Annotated in this window: 8 protein-coding genes and 1 pseudogene; 6 read left to right on the top strand and 3 right to left on the bottom strand. The window is 59.5% G+C overall.

Going from position 1 to position 17,996, the window contains the following annotated elements:
• Window positions 1-3: 3 nt before the first annotated feature.
• Window positions 4-9,198, bottom strand: a complete 9,195-nt coding sequence (locus LXM88_RS11745) for a two-partner secretion domain-containing protein (RefSeq protein WP_262542454.1) — start codon at window positions 9,196-9,198, stop codon at window positions 4-6.
• A gap of 789 nt (window positions 9,199-9,987) precedes the next feature.
• Entirely contained in the window at window positions 9,988-10,212 is a 225-nt protein-coding gene (locus tag LXM88_RS11740) for a hypothetical protein (protein ID WP_262542453.1), read from the bottom strand.
• Between the two features lie 205 nt (window positions 10,213-10,417).
• Between LXM88_RS11740 and LXM88_RS11735 the strand changes: the two genes are divergently transcribed.
• From LXM88_RS11735 to LXM88_RS11720, 4 genes are all read left to right on the top strand, one after another.
• The gene (locus LXM88_RS11735; RefSeq protein WP_262542452.1) at window positions 10,418-10,984 is read left to right on the top strand and encodes a hypothetical protein; all 567 of its coding nucleotides are present in this window, start codon (window positions 10,418-10,420) and stop codon (window positions 10,982-10,984) included.
• Window positions 10,985-11,131: 147 nt separating this feature from the next.
• Window positions 11,132-11,536: a hypothetical protein gene (locus LXM88_RS11730; RefSeq protein ID WP_262542451.1), complete on the top strand. Its 405-nt coding sequence runs from the start codon at window positions 11,132-11,134 to the stop codon at window positions 11,534-11,536.
• A 111-nt stretch (window positions 11,537-11,647) separates the two neighbouring features.
• Entirely contained in the window at window positions 11,648-11,968 is a 321-nt protein-coding gene (locus tag LXM88_RS11725) for a hypothetical protein (protein ID WP_262542450.1), read from the top strand.
• 501 nt (window positions 11,969-12,469) lie between these two features.
• Window positions 12,470-12,856 (top strand): hypothetical protein, encoded by a 387-nt coding sequence (locus tag LXM88_RS11720; protein WP_262542449.1) that lies wholly within the window; start codon window positions 12,470-12,472, stop codon window positions 12,854-12,856.
• 55 nt (window positions 12,857-12,911) lie between these two features.
• On the opposite strand, the pseudogene LXM88_RS11715 reads toward LXM88_RS11720, so the two are convergent.
• Window positions 12,912-13,079: pseudogene (locus tag LXM88_RS11715) on the bottom strand (integrase core domain-containing protein); the annotation flags it as partial.
• A gap of 381 nt (window positions 13,080-13,460) precedes the next feature.
• Between LXM88_RS11715 and LXM88_RS11710 the strand changes: the two are divergent.
• Window positions 13,461-17,273: a M48 family metallopeptidase gene (locus LXM88_RS11710; RefSeq protein WP_262542448.1), complete on the top strand. Its 3,813-nt coding sequence runs from the start codon at window positions 13,461-13,463 to the stop codon at window positions 17,271-17,273.
• A gap of 500 nt (window positions 17,274-17,773) precedes the next feature.
• The gene (locus LXM88_RS11705; RefSeq protein ID WP_262542447.1) at window positions 17,774-17,995 is read left to right on the top strand and encodes a hypothetical protein; all 222 of its coding nucleotides are present in this window, start codon (window positions 17,774-17,776) and stop codon (window positions 17,993-17,995) included.
• Window position 17,996 lies beyond the last annotated feature (1 nt).

The following is a 17,996-nucleotide window of genomic DNA, read 5'->3' as shown; positions in this document are numbered from 1 at the left end:
CCTCTAATTTCCGTTTGCGGCAGCCCCAACTGCTTTTCCAAGAGTCTTACCGAGAATCAGATTGTTGACGCGAATTACAAAACCCGGAACAGTCGCGACGTTCTTAATGGAATTGGGAATAGCCGCCCATGCAAACATCGACGTCGCGTACATGCTACTGAGAGCGCCGAAAGTAGCGGCGGCACCCAAGCCTATTGCAGAGAAACGTTGATCGAAAGCCACGCTAAAGTCCGTGCCATATGTAGTCGAATCCCGAACCGCACCGTAAAACGTCGACCCTGCATAAGAGCCACCAGAAATAGCTGCGCCAGTAAGTGCAGCGGTTGTAAGAGAGTATCCCGCCTGTAAAGCCTTATACGCGGCGTATAGTCCGGGGCCTTCTATTGCTGCGCCTGCAATGCCGGCTGCAGTCCCGCCTACAATCACCACCTTCGTTGCATTCTCGTTAACCTGCTGCGACAGTTCGCCTTGAGCCTTAAGAATCTCCTTCAATTGCGCGTCCGTACAAGGAGCAGTCGCACTACAGAATTTACTGACCAAATCCACTACGACGGAATTCTGCTGCGCAAGGCTGTCCGATTCCTTTTTCGACGCCTTGTTCTCCGTATCCTTCGACCGGTTGTACAGGTCGACGTTCGACGCCATCGCAGCACCCGCTGAACCACCCACCAACGCACCCCCGAGACCCGACAAAATATTACCCGCCACATTGCCGAGCAGTGTCGAACCGGTCGCTCCGGCAATCGAATCGCTTACGGCCTCAGTCTGCGGCGCGAGCTTCGATGACAGACCCGCGCCAGCTGCGCCGCCGACCGTCGAGAACACGCTACCGCCGCCCAGCCCGCCAATCAACGCGCCACCCGCCGTCTGCATCAGTGCGCGCGAATCTCCGCCTTCCGACCATGATTTCGCATCGGACAGCGCTTGCGATGCCGTGGCTGCAAATGCCTCAGCGGTGTCGGTGTCGCCCGCCTGCATCGCGGCCTTCGCTGCCGCCGTCGCATCCTTCGCGGTGGAAAGGGCGGCGTCCCGTTTCATATCGGCATATGCCCCAATGCCTTGTGCTACCACCTGGCCGGCCGCTTGCGCCGCATTCATCGTGTCGGCTTGCTTATCCAGCAGATTCTGCACGTCCGGCGTCTTCGACACGGTGCCGTTCAGATTCGACGTGTCGCGGTTCAGGTTAGCCAAGTCCTGCGTCTGGCCCGCCGGATTCGTGATATTGATCGAGCCTGCGCTGACACCGCTACGGGTGGTCGCGTTCTCACTTCCGCTGTCCGATTGCGAAATCATCGGCGTCACGCCGCCCGCACCGCTGACCGATCCCGGTCCGATTGCCTTGCCGGTTACACCAACGCCTACGCCCGCACTGAACCCATTGCTGTCCGCCGCATAGTGCGAGTGATTTTCGATATCGCTGTAAGTCAGCGAACCGGTCGTCAACGTGTTCTTCGCTGCATCCGCCGTGCTGCCGATATATGCACCTTTCAGGTCGGTATTACCTTTGACGTTGACATCGAAGCCGCCGTTGCCCGCTTGAATTCCGGCCTGCTCGTTCACACCGGCATAGTTGCCATCCGCATGCCCGTTCTGTGCGCTGAAACTCGCGCTTCCGCCACCCATCGTACTGACGCTGATACCGCCGCCCGCGCTGCTTTGGTGCGCCGTACTGTATGTCGTGTCCTGCACGCTCTGCACGTTTAGATTACCGCCGACGTTACCGGTGACCGTGCCGCCATTCACGTTCGAGCCGATGATGTTCGTATCGCCGCCGCTGATCAGCGTAACGCTGTTCGCTCCCGTCACGTGCGAGTTGTTCTGCATCGCTGCGTCACTGTTCCCGTCGCCGTGTGCACGCGACATGGCGGCCGATACCCCGATACCATTCGAGCCGATCGATACGCCGACGCTCGCGCTTGATGACGAATTCGAGCTGCGTGTTGAATCGGTGTTCGTCGTGTTCTGCAGGTCAATCTGGTTCTTCGCAGCCAGCAGCACATCGTTGCCGGACACGTTCGACCCCGCCACGGTGATATTGCCACTGCCCGCCGTGCCGTTGCCGGTCGCAATCAGGGAAGTCGTGCCGCCGGCCGTCACACTCGATCCGCGCTGCGTCGTCTGGCTCTCCGACGTATCAAGTCGGCTGTGGCTCGATCCGACGCTGACCTGAACGCCAATGCTCGGCGCTCCCTTTCCTGCGAGCGCGCCACCTGTGACGCTTGCGACACCGATAGCAGCATCGCCAGCCGCCGCAATCGCATGCAGAGCCGTCGCACGACTGTCTCCGGCACCGCTCCTTGCCGCCTGCGCCTGCTGATACGCACCGTTGATCGCATCGCCGACGCTGCCCGACAGGCCGAGCGTGACGCCGCTGCTGCTGGTCGTTTCGCTATGTGTCTTGTTGCTGGTATCGGTCGCCGAATCGATCATGACGTTCGCGGCCGTGCCGGTCAGGTTCTTTCCGGCAATCAGGTCGCTGCCCGTCACGTGTAACGTATCGCCCGCCTTGATAGTCAGATCGCCGTTGAGCGAACCAATCGTGCTCGCGTTGTTCGTGACGGACGAAGCATGGTCCGTATCATTTTTCTTCTGTGTACCGATACTCACGCTCAGCCCGCTCGTGCCAATACCCGAATGCGTTTCGTGGTAGTAGCTGTCCTGCGTGACCGTATCCTTGGACGTCGTGATATTGACGTTGTGCGCCGCCCCAAGATTCACATCGCTCGTGCCGACGACCGTGCTGCCTTGAACGGTCAGGTCGTGGCCCGATTGAATGTTGACGGTGTTACCCGAAACCGTACTACCGACGCCGACGTTCGCATGCGTGTCCGTCATCGAATCGGTCTTCGTGCTGCTGACGACGCTACCTCGCTGAACCTGCACCGATTGGTACTTATCGTGTTCCTCACGAGCTTCGTTCACCGTGACATTGCCCGTTGCAACAATGTTCGCCGCACCGGTGGCGTTCTCAACACCGTTCGTCATGCCCGCAGTGAGGGACGAACCGGTGAGCGTCACGTTACCTTTCGACGCGTCGGTGCTCGCCGCCCCGAGCGACGCATTTCCGCCCGCCGTGAACTGCGTGCCGACGGCGTGTTCGTCGTAGTTGTGATCGACTTCTTTACGCGTCTTGCTGTCTGCCGCGACGTTATCGAGCTTCGCGGTATCGGTGACCGTCGTCGCCGTCAGGTTGCCGCCCGCGAGCACCGACAAATCCTTACCGGCGGTAACCGTCGCGCCCTTGAGCGTCGTATCGTTACCGCTTTGCATCCCCAAGCTGCCACCTGCGGTGATGCCGCTCGTTACGTTCTTCGTCGTGGATTCTTCCCAATGATGCTGATCGTTCAGATACATCGATTGGTTCGTCGTTGACTGAACCGCATCGACGTTGATATCCCGGCCCGCTGTAACCAGTGCATCGCCACCAGCCGACAGATTCGCACCGTGAAGCGTGAGGTCGCGACCAGCTTCAACGGACAGGTCGCCCGTTGCCGCGATCGTGCCTTGCTGGCCGATCAAGCTTGTACTGACCTTGCTTGCACCCGATGCACCGGTCGCGCCCACGGCGTCAACCAGCGTCGTGTTGACGATATCGCGGCCAGCGCTAACGGCAACCCGATTGCCGGTAATCATCCCCGACGAATTCACAACATCGTTGCTCGCCGATACGACCGTCGTGCCGTTCGTGCTGCTGCTCGAAATTGTGCCGCCCCGATTCAGGATATCGGTCGCGGTGAGTACCGTCTTCGTACCGCCCTTGATGACACCCGAATTGGTCGTGCTCCCGATCGTATGAATTTCGACATCATCGGCCGCAATCAACGCACCAGTCGGTTGCAGGTCGTCCGCATGGGTTTGCGACATGTAGACGACCGGGGCCAGCACGTGCGTCGTGCTGCCATCGGGCAGGGTCACGGTCTGGTCAACGAGCCACACGATATCGCTCGTCAGCGCATCCATTTGTGCGGCGGTCAGCGCCATGCCAGGCACCAGACCGAATGACTTCGCGTAGTTCGCGCCGTTCGTCATCAGCGCGCGATACTCGTCCTCAGCACTTGCGTAGCCCGGCAAGAAAGTGCGCCCGGTGAGCTGCGTAATCTGGTTACGCACCATCTGCTGTTCATACATCCCGTCGCCCAAACGCTTCTCGATGCTCGCGGGGTTCAGGTTCAACTGACCGAGCATGTAATCGCTCGAAATGAAATTCGTATAGCTCGTCAACCGCGGATCGGTGACGATCAAATAGGGCTGGCCAGGCGCGGGGTGAACCGAGTACATGCCGCTCGTCGGCAACGTGATCGACAGCGCGCCCGTGGCGCTCGCGACCGATTGCAGCGCGGGGACCGTCGTCGAGCCGCTTGCCGCGCCAACCTTGTTCGGAGTGCCGCCCGACACGCCTTGATTGGCCGCATTGTTGCCAAGCGTGCCCCCCGTCGCGCCAGTTGAGGAATTCTGCGCGGCGACGTTCTGGTTATTGACACTCTGCCCGGTGATCGACACCGACTGATTCGCGATGATCGTGCCGCCCGTGCCGCCGATCGCAACCGGCGTATGGACAACGGTCGGTTCAACGATCGTGCCGCGATCCTGTGTCGTGTCTTCGTTCCATGCGTACATCGACACGATGTTGTCGGTCTGATATTGATACAGCGTCCGACCGACGTTGTTCACGACCGTGCCGCCATAACTGCCGCTACCCACAGAGCCGTTCTGTTGCGTGCTGCCGATTTGAATCGACTTGCCGGCCGTGATCGCGCTGTAGTCGTTATTGATCGTGCCGACGTTCGCCATTGTGATACTGCCGCCCGCGACGAGCTGCGCTTGTTGCGCCTGGCTCGTTACCGTGTCTTGCTGGGTCGTGGACGTGGTATCGCGCCAGATTTCGACACGCTGATAGCCGTTGTGACCGTCGCTGCGCGTCTTGTATTCCGTATCCGGGACGTAGTTGACGTGCGGGTCGTATGCGTCCCAATAGTTGACCGTAACCGACCCGTCTGCGTTGGTCGTCAGCGTGTTGTAGTAAATCGTCTGCTGCTTGCCGTTCACGTTCACGACCAGCACCTTGTCGGTCGCGTTCGGCCCGGACGATTCTGATACAACCTGCGCAGGGCTATAGCTTGAAGTGAGCGCCGTCTTATAGCCGTTCACCCACATCGCTTGCGAGCAGCCGCCGTTCGGGTCCGCATTCATCGTCGCGCACACGATGTATTTCTGGCGCTTGGTTTGGTGCGAGGTGGTCGTCCCCGTCGTTTCAGTCGTGACCGTCGGCGCGGGGCGCGAATTGGTGAACGTGCCGGCCGCGAGTTCGATGTTGCCTAGCGCTTCGATCGTGGATTGATCGTTCAGCACGTTCTGCGTGCGGTTAGCGAGCAACCCGTTCGCGTCGCGCTGGCCATTCGCCGCGATATTGATATCGCCGACGCTGAACAGGTTCGCACCGCCCGTATTCGACAACTGATTCGTCGCGTACAGGTTCAATTGGTTGGCAGCGGCGAGGACAGCGGCGGCCCCGGTGTTCGTGATCGTTGCCGCGTTCGCCGTCACGTTGGCACCGATCACGGTGCCCGTGTTGTCCAACGTCGCGCTGTTGGTCGTGACCGAATCGCCTTCTATGCGGCCTGCATTATCGATCGTGCCGCCGTTCGCGTTGACGGTCGTCGTCGCGGAATTCAAATCCGCGCCGCTCTGGTTGTCGACGTTCGCCGCATTCATGGTGAGCGCGCCGTTGGCATCCAGCACGCCTTGGTTCGTCAGCTTGCCCGACGTAGTGAAATTCAGGTTGCCGTTTGCGTGAAGCTTGTTCGCGGCCGTCTGCGTGTAATCGCTTGCAAGCGTGATCGAGCCGTTGCGACCCGCGACGATGGAACCGTCGCCGGACAGCGTGCCGGTGTTCAGCGTCAGGTCTTGATCGCTACCGATCGCGCCGCCCTGATTCGACAGGGCACCGGTCTGAATCGAAACGCTGCCGCCGCTGCCAGCGTCGTTGCCGATCTTGCCGGACGTGTCGTCAATCGATGCGGCGGTCAACGACAGTGCGCCGTTTGCTCGCACAGATCCGTTTTGGTTCGACAACGCCGCGTTCGCGCCGTTGAAAGTCAGCTTGTTCGCGGCGGACAGCACGCCGCCGGAATTGTTGGCATTGCTGCCGACGTTCAACATCAGGTCGTGACCGGCCAATGTCTGACCGCCTTGCGCATTGGTGAGCGTTTGCGCGGTTAACGTCACATCGCCGTTGCCGCCAATCGTACCTGCGCCGGCCTTGCCAGAGACGTCGGTGTTCGTGATCGATGCGCCGCCGTCGATCGTCGTCGCACCCGTGCCGATATTTGCTACACGACCATCGCTGTTGTCGATACTTGTTCCCGACAGTTGGAGCGTTGCGGTTGCGCCGTTCGCCTCGATTTGCCCGCCGTTATTGAGCACCGCGCCTTGCGCCGCGACCTTGAGGTTGCCGTTCGCTTGAATCAGCCCGGCCGAATTCGCGATCTGGCCGTTCGATTGCACCGACAGCGATCGTGCCGCCAGCAATGAACCGTTCGAATTGTCGACCGTGCCGCCCGAAACCGACACGTCGCCGTTGCCGCCGATCGTGCCGCCTGCCGTGTTGGTCAGCGCATTCGTCGTCGTGACGGACAGCGCATCCGTGCCGAGCGCCTTAACGGCACCGCCATCGTTTGCCAAGCTGTCTGCCGAGACCGTCAACGCGTGATTCGACTCGATCTCACCCGTCTTGTTGTTGATCGCGCCTTGAGATTTGAGCGTCACGCTATCGGCACCGACATAGCCGCTCGCACTGTTGTCCAGCGACTGAACGCCGAGCGTGGCCTGTCGTTGCGCGGACAAAGTGCCGGCTTGATTCGACACGGCGGCAGCGGTCAGTGCCAGCGCACCATTGGTCGCGATCGAACCGCCTTGGTTCGACAGCGCACCGGTCCCGATGGTCAGCGTACCGGTGCCGGCATGCGCGATTTTGCCGTGGTCGTTGATCAGCGTCGCAGGCGTCAAGCTCAGATCGGCGCTGTTCGTCTGTACCGTGCCCGAACTATTGTCGAGCGTGCCGGAAACAGCGATCGTGGTCGGGTTCGTGCCGGTCTGCGTAATCGCGCCTGAGCGGTTCGCGAGATCGGTTGCCGACAACGACAACTGACTTGCCTGTATCGAACCGGAGCTGTTGTCCAGATTGATCGCGCGAACGTCTGCCAACGTCCCGGCAGAAATGCTGCCGGATGCGTTAGCCAGGTGCGTGCCTGCATCGATCGACGCGTTCTTACCGGCCGTCAGCGAACCGCTACTGTTGTCGATGGACTGTGCGCCGACGTTCAAATCGGTAGCAGCGCTGATCGATCCTTGGTTCGCGATGCTAACGGCCTGAACCGTGACGGCACCATCACCGCCAATCACGCCACCTTGAGCGCCGTTCGCGGTCGTGCCCGCTGCGTTCGTCAGTTGGCCACTCGTCGTGATGGACAGACCGTCGCTGTTCAGGGACGTAACGCGCCCGGCGGTATTCTGAAGCGAAGCGCCGACCACCTTCATTTGGCCAGCGCTTTGGATGATGCCTTGCTGATTGCCGATCGCGCCGCCTTCCACGTCGGCCGTGGTCTGCGATACCAGCGTGCCGGCCTGATTCGAAATCGCTCCGGACGTGTGAACCGTCAGCGGACCTTGCGAGGACACCGTGCCGCCTTGGTTCGACATGCTGCCCGCCGTCAGCGTGACGCCGCTTTGGCTGGACAGGCTGCCGTGGTCGTTGACGATCGCACCCGCTGCGGTCGCGTTCAACGCACCCCGTGCGCTCGTCGTCGCGTTCGACAGATTGATATCGCCCGCCGTCGCGTTCACATCCAGCGTGCCGTTCGTCGCCGTCTTGCTGCCAGCCAGATTGACACCGTAGCCGCGCAAAGTCGTGTTACCGCCTGCGATGTTCTGGCCGGTTGCGTTCAACTGGCCCGTCGTCGTCGCTTGCAGGTCAGCGGTTTGCGTGACCGTGCCGTTGCTGTCGACGCCCGCGCCGATGGCGCCCGTGGAATTCAGCGAGCCGGCATTGATGCCGACGTTGTGTTGCGCGGCGAGTGTGCCGGTATTCACGACATCCGCGCCGGTATTCAACGACACGGATTGCTGGCTGTAGGTCGTCCCGGTGTTCTCGATGCCGCCGTCTGCCGTTACAGCGACGTTGCCGAGTGAACTGATCTTGCCCGACTGCACCAGTCGGCCCGCCGTTGTAAGCGTCAGGCCCGCCGCATCGGCCGCGATCGTCCCTGCATTCCGGACCCCGACGCCCCCCTCGGTGCCAACCAAAAAAATGCGATTGCTATACATCCCGCCCAATTGACTCACGTCAATTGCAACGGCAGGGGCTGCACCATCGCCCTGAATCCGAGTCGCCTGGAGCGTGTCGTGATTGACCTGATTCGCACCAGCGATCACGTTCAGGTTCGATGCATAAATGGCAGCATTGGCCTGTACGGCTCTGGAAATAAGATCAACCTGATCTACATTCGTGGCATTCAGGCCCACGCCTTGTACCGTGATGAGGCCGCGTGTGACGCTGAAGCCTGCCAGCGAGCCGTCTGCGTTCAGGTTCGGCGTGCCAGTCGTCAGGATTGCTCTCGAGGTATTGATAAACCCGCCACCGTCGACTACGAGGCCCGACGGATTCGAGATGATCATCTCGGCTCGTTGGCCTGCAATCTCGACGTAACCTTTCAACTGCGACGGGTTCGAGCTGCTGACCTGGTTGATGATGATTCTGGCCGAACCGTTCGGGCTGAGATTCGGGTTGCCGTTGATATAGCCGGCTTGCTGCGTGTTCGTCAGGGTCGGCGAGTTGTTCACAATGACGCCGGCCTTCGGTACGTCGAATTGCGAATAAGTGTTCAGCGACACGCCCGCGCCGGACGGCTTGGTAATGTTGACTTGCTGGAGACCGTTTTGCGTCTGGATGACGGACGGTGCATTCGCGCCCGCGCCCACGACCTGCGCATTGACCCACATCGGCGCAACCCCGGACACGATCAGCGCCGCGAACGCCGCGTGGCGCAGCGCGAATTGCGCCACCGCGAGCCGCAAACTGCCGGCAGCAGCCCGGACGGTTTCTCCGCAGTTCGCTTTCCCCGACGAACTGGCAGTCTCTTCGACCGCAATCAACATGCCCCGGACGCGGCTGAATACCAGACGATATTGGTTCTTATTCATGGATGCGGCAGACGCTCTTTTCGAGCGTCGAACGAGTGGATACGGAACATCTCGCGCAAGCGCGGAAACGCTCACCAGCCGAAACCAATGCTGCCGAGCTTTCGCGATTCTTCTTCGTTCGTGTTAGCGGTCGGAATGATGGTCTCTCACGCCGTAAACTATCGAAATAGTTACCAACACAGTGTCAGAGATTGCAAGAAAGTGCCGCGCTTCCCCCGTCGGGGGTCAATGCAGATCACCGTACATACACGCAATCAAATTGCGCCAAAGCCAAATACAGGCCGAGACCCTTGTCTTCCACTATCAAAATTTGACACTTCGAATAGGTTTTATTTAAGCTTCACGAAACCAAAATTCTCGATTCACCTATCGATGCCGACGAGCCACTTCTCAACCTGCTCAGTTGCCGCGCAGACGAGAATCTGCCGATAAACACGGCGATAACGCCCGCATCTTCGTCTTTCAATTTGAATCCATACCGGCTACTCGGAACAAACACTAAAAATACGATGATGTCTTGATCGGATGATGGAAGACGGGCAGATAAAATATTATCTCTTGACATTTTCGACCACGCGAATGATCAGATAACCGTCATGTTGGCCAGGATTGGCACATCACCCCGCCGCGTGTCCGATTTACAACACAAACTGGTACTGACACCATCCCGACCGATACTTCGGTCGGCGGACTTGTGGGCCCGGCCATTGTCGGTCTAGCCGACAGCACTGCACGACTGACGCCCATTCGCAAGCTGTTGCCACGATTCAAAAAAATTTGAGGCACGTATCACCGCTGCGAGCCCAGGCCCTTCCTGTGGCTTCGCCAGTACAGCCGCGTGCTAGCGTCATCATCCTTCTCAGGAGTCAAACGATACCCCCTTCTCCTCTCGACTATCTGTCCACTTTCGCATTCGCCTTCGTCGGCGGTGCGTTGCTTGCCTCCTGTCATCGCAAATTTGTAGCCAAGGTCCGGCGCGATACCCATCCCCGTGCACGCGAGATCGAGCTCCATGCGTAAGGGTCCTCCGTTCTTTCAGTAACGGCCCTCTATCGCAGCTGGCCGCGACATTCGAGAACACCCCATCAACTGTCATCAATCTGCCGGCATGCTCGCCTTGACATTGCTTGACAAGCACTTCGGTTTGGCACACGTAGGATTCGACATATCATGGCATGCTCTGTACGCACGCGCCCGACACTGCCTACTTGATACAGTCATGAATCAAACTCTCCTCGCCGTGCTCCTCTTTATGTGTGCGTCAGCGGCACACGCTGGACTGGATGTCACGGCATACAGTGGATTAGTGATTGTCGAATCCCCGGTCATGTCGTCGGATGGAATGCCTCAAGGAAAGGATCAAGTCACTCTCGATCCCGGCAATTTCCCTGACCGTTTTCGCGGACTCGAAGCCGGAAAGGTGTACCAGCTCACATCGTCTTTCGACTTCAGAGCCGGTTCCTATTCAGGCTACAACGTATGGAGAAACGAACTGGCAAAGCTAGCTGGATATCAGCGAAGCATGTCTGCCCGGAACAAGGCGGTCGAATTGAGATACGACGAGACGGTATGGAAACTCGACCATGGACCGTTTTGGGAACTGATTAATTTTTCTGACGCAGAAGGCACGATCGGGCCAGAAGTCTGCCGAAAGGTCTACCGGGATTTTGTTCAGTATCGCAGTCAGGCATCACAAGTTTCCACCCCTTACTTCTACGAGTCCTATGTCGACTGGATGAAGGCCTTTGAGATGTGCGCGAATGATGGCGCGATCGTCTTTCACTAGAGCGCATGCGACCGAGCTACGGCCCATCGCGCCGGAAAGCCGTCAATAATTGCGTAGCGTTCGATAACACCCCTAGAGTCGCTGGGGATCAACCGACCATTCGATCCGACCAGGTACCATACGACCCGAGAAAGGAGCGCAATTACCATGAGCAAACTGGGTTGCCCGTGTGGCAACACGATTCGAGACAACACGCAGGGCTTACCGTACAAGGCGTCAGTGCTCAAGGATTTGTTTTGCGAGCCTTTTTCAGATTGGCTCGTCAGTGAGCTTCAGAGCTACGTTGTGGCAGCGGAACAAGGGCGCGTTCGCGCCTGGCTTTTGGACCGTGGTTACTCGGACGATTACCTGTCTCTGGAACTCGATCACGGAAACGTGCTTCACGACCACCTTCACTGCCAGTATCTCGGTTTCATGCGATCCGCGTATGAATGTTCCGAGTGTGGCAGATTACTCGTCGAGACAGTCGAAGACAACTCGTTCGTCGCATATTCCCCAGACACCGGCAAATACAACGGAGTTCTAGCGGCGACCGCAAATTCTCGAGACTAAAGTCAACGATGGCGTACGTTTAATGTACGAACATATCGCCGGAATCTCACCAAACAGGTCTGTTGCGGTCGTTAAAAAAAGACCTCACGCTGGACGACTTGAGATCATCAAATGGCAGGGATGATTTTCATTACGAGCGAACGCAGGCTTCCCCTGAGTTCACTCCAATTCGACTTCGTCGTGCATCACTTGCGCGAAGCCTTCTTGCCTGCAGACCAAGCCGTTCGAGAGCAGGTGTTCCGCCCTCTTGATGAAGGTGGGATGGACATTATCTCAGCCGATGAACTGAGCGTCCTTGATTATCGTGTCTTCGTGACGGTGGTCGAACGAGCCTTCATGCGCGCAGCCAGTACTGCAGGCTTCGATGCGCGGGAAAAGGTCTGGAACGTGCTCTGCGAGATGGTGCGAAATGACGAGCGGCTTATTGGCTGAAGGAGGTGTTCGAGCCGAAGTCTCGCGATACCCAGTGACCGCAGCAGGTCGTCTATTGTCAACCGTATTGCTCGGATCTTCGACAACGCAAATAGTTGAAGCAACTGAACAGGTCCATTTATGAGGACAGCCGTTTGGATTCTACTTGCGCTAGCCATCGTCTCGTGGGTAGCATGCGTGGCACATCTAACCGATACCACCCACTTCGGGTGGATCGGAACGTTGTTCGCGGCGACGAGCGGCTTGGTGGCAACGCTGTCGAGCTATTTGACGGAAGACGAAGTCAGTACTCGTGGTGGTGGGACCATATACAAGGCCGAGTCGCCTATCAAATTTCTCACCGCCTACGCATCAGTCGGGTTGCTCCTCGCGATCATTGCATTGCTAAGTATCTTTGGCTGCCTCGGTCGATTCGGCCAGTGACGACCAGGATCAGTCGATCGATGCGGCGGTCTCGATCGACGATAATCGGACACATATAGCGGATTCAAACGGTGATTTATGAACGCTAGGAGTTCCCGCTTCTTTATCTATGGCTGTATTGAGGAGCCTGTTTTTGTTTTAGATGGGATCGCTTCGGAATGGCTGTTCGTGTCAAAATTTTGGGAAAAGACGAACACCTTGCTCGGAACAATGTTCGACCAGTTCGAGGAGGAAGTAACCGGGCCTGCTACACTTAGCCGAATCGCATGTGAACTGGCGCGCCAAATTTTCGAACTTGAGGGGTGGGAAGACGAGGTTATTAGCTTCGTCTACAGATGGACGCCATACGGGGAGGTCTACGTCCTGGAAACACAGCGAACGACTCTGATCTCTCAGTTGGCAGCAGCCCGTGATTTCCTTTTCATGGCTGCCGAGAATGGTGAAATCCTCGAGTTGAGCCTTTAGGCAGATCAACAGTCAAATGGCTCGTAGATCCTGACGTTCCAACCGTCACGTTCAATCATGACAGCCGGCCGACTTCCCGACGTCGCGCGCTGATTTGGTCCGTTGCCAGTTGCCCCAAGGCGCTACGCGGACGCACCGAGTTGTAGTCCGTGCGCCACGCTTCGATACGCCTGCGTGCATCGTCAAGACTGACGAACGCATGCTGGTTCAAACACTCTTCGCGCAGTTAGATATGTTGTTCATCTAGCGACTGAAGTTGCGAGAGACGAAAAAGAGGGTTTTTCCCGAGACACATGGAACGTGGTAGCAATCTATCTGGACTGTAATAATGCGAAGCGGCCTAACAAATCACCAACTGGTTGATCGGCTCACCTGAAAAATAAGAATCCAGGCCGACACTGGTTACGCCGAGAAGTTAACGCTATTTTACTGTCTGGCATCACGTGAACCGATAGGGTTAAGTGTTTACGCCATTTTTGAACGAAAACCACAAACATGGCAACGGCACGAATATGTCATAGCAGCACCGTAGTTCCGGTCCTGACCGGAGCCCGTTAGAACCAGTCCGCACTCTTTATCAATCGCCGCCAGATACGTCACCGTCATGGACAATCACTATCCTGCAGGCCCTTCGGATGTACCAGCCGGCTTTACGCGTCCCAGTGTGTCTTACAAGCGTAAAGCCTGGCTAGCAGTGGCCGGGCTGATCACGTTCATCGTGCTATACCTGGCACTGACAGTCTGGTTCGCCATGACAGGCATCAATCGACTGCTTGCGCTCAACGCGCATTCCGGTCCGATCGACTTCCTGGTCTGCGCTTGCAGCTTGTTCCTGACGGTATTTCTGGTCAAGGCGCTGTTCTTTATCAAGAAGGGCGAGTACGCGGGCGTGATTGAACTCAAGCGCGCGGAGCAGCCGGGCCTGTTTTCCTTCCTCGACCAGGTAGCGGACGATGCCGGCTCACCGCGCCCGCACAAGGTGTTCGTGAGCGGGCGGGTCAATGCGGCGGTGTTCTATGACCTATCGCTCATCAACCTGGTGTTTCCATCGCGCAAGAATCTGGAAATCGGTCTCGGGCTGGTCAACATGCTCAACCTGAGCGAGTTCAAGGCGGTCTGCGCACACGAGTTTGGGCATTTTGCGCAGCGCTCCATGGCACTCGGGCGATGGGTATACACCACGCAGCAGATCGCGGCGCATATCGTCGGCAAGCGCGATGCGCTGGATGGCTTCCTGCGTCAGTTATCGCACTTCGATATTCGTATCGCGTGGATAGGCTGGGGGCTCAGCCTCATCGTGTGGGCACTGCGCTCGATCGTGGACGCAGGGTTCCGGCTGGTGATGATCGTCCAGCGCGCACTGTCGCGCGAAATGGAGATGCAGGCCGACCTGGTGGCCGTGTCGCTCACCGGCAGCGATGCGCTGATCCACGCGCTGCACCAGTTGCAAGTGGCCGACGACGCATGGGAGCGCACCTTGGGTTTCGCGCGCGGTGAGGCCGGCGCCGAGCGCCCGCCGCGCGACGTGTTCGTCGTGCAGCAGGCTATTGCAACCCGGCTCGGCCGGATCTACAACGATCCGGCTTATGGACAGCGGCCGCAAGTACCTGTCACCAACGCCGCGGCGTTCCGCATCTTCAAGGCCGAGCTTGCGCAACCGCCTCGCATGTGGGCAACGCATCCGCAAAACCACGAGCGCGAAGAAAATGCCAAGCGCGCGTATCTTGCGTCGCCGGAAGACACGCGGAGCGCGTGGACCCTATTTGATGACGCACCGGCCTTGCGCGAGCGCGTGACCCGCGAGCTGATCGGTGAGACCGGGCATGCCGTGGTCGAGCCGGACGTCACGTTGCAGCGCCTTGACGATCAGTTCGCCATTGAGCAACTCAAGCCGCATTACCGTGGCATCTACCTGGGTTTTCCGGTCACGCGCCATGCCGCCCGTGCTGACGAGTTGTATGCACCGGTGCCGGCAGACGACGCACTCGATCCTGAAACGCTGTATCCGGCATCGATCAGTCAGGATCTTGAGGCGTTGCGTGCGCTGGACCACGAGCATGCGCTGCTGTGCTCGCTGCGGGACGGGATATACACCGCCGCAGACGGCGTGATTCGGCACCGCGGGCGCATCCTCAAGCACAGCGAATTGCAACCGGCGATCGAATCGGTAGGCACGGAGCGTGCCGAGATACGCGCGCGCCTGGCTGCGATGCTCAAGCGCGTGCGAAGCCTGCATCAGGCGCACGCCGGCCAACTGTCGCCGCAGTGGCAGGCCTATCTGAAGGGGCTGCTGCACGTGCTGCACTATGCGCACCACGCCGAGGCCGAACTGCGCGATACGCAAGCCGCCCTCGCCCGCTGCTGGCAACGCGTGAGTGCGAGCGGGTCGGTCAATGCGCGCGGGGTGAAGAGCGTGCTGGCCAATGCGGAAACCGTGCAACGAGCACTAGTCGAAGTATTTGGCTCGAGGGACGAAGTTCAGCCCGGCGAGCGCGTTCTGGCCGAACTCGGCCACGAGAGCTGGTCTGCCATGTTGGGCGCGTTGGGTCTGGCCAATCCGGTGCGAGAAAATATCGGCGATTGGCTGCGCGCTGCGGACAGCTGGGTCAATCACACGGCCGGTTGCCTGTCGAGGCTTGGGCGCGTCGTGCTTGGCGAGTTGCTGCATACCGAGGCGAATATCGCGGCAGCCACCCGCGGTGAGCCGCTGCCGCACGCACCGGACACCCTACCTGCCGCCCCCCCTGCCTACACCACGCTCGTCGTCAATGCCGAGCGCTTCCAGAGGATCGAAAATCCCGACTTCTGGGAGCGCTTTCGTTCGGCCAACGGATTCTTGCCAGGGCTGGCACGCGCTGCCGTGGCCGTCGGCATCGTTGGCGCGGTGCTGGTGTTCGGCTGGTCGCTCGACGAATCCACCGTGACGGTCTACAACCCGCTGGCGCGAACGGTGGTCGCGACCGTCGACGGCAAAGAGGTCGTGCTCACCCCCGATGCGCACGCCAGCATCGACGTCCACGCCGGGCGCAAGATCTCCGTGACCGCGCGGACGCAGGACGGCGACCCGATCGACGCATTTCAGGCATCGATCGATCGTGCCGACAACCGCATTGTCTATACCGTGGCAGGCGCCGCCCCCCTACGTCAATGGTCAGCCGTCTATGGCGCTGCCAGCGCGGAACCGCCGCGCCTGCTGCCACCGCGGCGCTGGCAGCCGGCCGTCACTGACGTAGTGTTTGCCGCGCCGCCAGCCAGCATCAAGACCAACGGCGGTGGCGGCATTCGTACGGTCCTCGACAGCAACGACGACATGGCGCCGGGCGAACTCGTCGAGCAGTTGAAGGACAACGCCGCTGCGGCGCCCATGCTGCTGTCCCACGTTCGTTTTGACACCCCCGAGAGCGCCCGCCTGAACGACTGGCTTACCCTGGCCAGCACTGTTCCGGGATTTGATGACGCCTTCGCTGCTCGCCGCGCGCGCTTCCCGATCGACGTCGTGGCCATGCGGTTCGAGCAGAACGCCGCCAAAGACACGGCGGCACACGATGCGGTGTGTGCGCGGCAGCGGGCACTGGCCGACAAGGCGCCGGATCAGCCGGACCTTGCCTACCTCGTCACGCGATGCATGCCGACTGGCCCCGCTCAGGATGCCGCGTTCGATGCCGGGAATCGGCGCTGGCCCCATTCCGCGTGGTATGCCAATGCGGCGGGCTGGAACGCCAGCGTTCAGGGGCGCTACCGCGACGCGTTGGCCGACTACGAAACCGCGCTGGCCGGGAGCCCCGCACTGCGTGAATACGCGGCTGTCGAATTGCTGCGTGTGGCACGTCTGGTCGATCCGGAAGCCGCCAAATCCCGCTTCGCATCATTGGCCGGGCAATCCCGCTCGGTGCGCGGACTGCTGATGTACGAGCCCGGCGAGACGCCGCCTGCCGACGCGTATCGGCCGATTGCGTTGCTCGCCGGCGGCCGGTTGGATGATGCGGTGGCGTCGTCCGTCGGCACGCCCGCTCACGCCCACGTGTTGCGGATGGCGGCCGCTTCATCCGGTGCTTCGGCCGCGTTGCGCACACGTGCCCTGAGTCTCGCCGCGGACGACGGCATCGATCAGTACACAGCGATACTGGCACTCGCCATGGGATCCCCTGCCAGCACACCGGCCATTCGATCATACCTGTCGACGCTCGCTACGCAGTACGAGATTCCGGATTTGCCGGCCCGACTGAACCGTTTCCTCACTCTGGCTCGCAATGGCGATGCGGCGGAGGCCGTACGTGCGCTCGATGGCCTGCCCGTGGTGCTGCATGCCCAGGCACTGGTCGCCGGCATCTACCTGATGAAAGATCGCGCTCCAGAAGAATGGCGCACGTTCGCGCGACGTGCACTATTTGCGGTTGAACGGCCGTATTTGGGGTAAGTGATGCCGAATGGGGGGCTGTGCCGCAGGCACTATGACGATGGTTATCCGGAATCGCTGATTGGTACGCGTACCGTCGGCAACTTCCCTCGTTGGGCACCCCTAACTTTCAATGGGACAAGATGCCACTTCGCGACAGACCAATATTTCACCGGCCAACCGGCAGTCCATATCCGCGGGGAAGCTTTCGAAGCCGGTTAACCGGACTACCCGGAAAGATCGGTAACGGATTCGTCATCGGAGCAGGCTGGATTTTGCTGTTGCTATCCGTTGCAGGCGGGGCAGAAGGCGATCTACCAACGTCCAGGAAGGGATGGCTCACCCTGTTCGGAATCGTTGCCGCGATTGTCACTACCGCCGTTGTGATTGCCAAATGCTTCGGTTGAACGCACCATCGGCAGTAAGGATTCCGGACGTTCAGCGGGCGGCCACAATCGATCATTCGACACTTGGATTCAAATTGCCGACATTCGGGCACGTCCGACCTCAAGGAAACTCATATGTCGACCGACAGCGATTTCCACTCGAACTGGAGCCGGACCTCGGAGTATCTCCGCGAGGCGCGAGCCCACCGCTCGGAAAGTGCCGAGGGCGTGTGCGCGGATGAGATCGTCGAATTTGACAAGTTCTTGATCCTGGCTCGCAAACCACTCCGTCGATATGGACCGATTCGGATCAGCGTTGACCAGAATCACCTGCATGGGCCCTGCACGAAAATTTGAC

Source organism: Burkholderia sp. S-53, assembly GCF_025560745.1.
GTDB classification, from domain to species: domain Bacteria; phylum Pseudomonadota; class Gammaproteobacteria; order Burkholderiales; family Burkholderiaceae; genus Burkholderia; species Burkholderia pyrrocinia.
The sequence above is the reverse complement of the archived record's forward strand: the minus strand, read 5'-3'. Positions and strand labels throughout refer to the sequence as shown.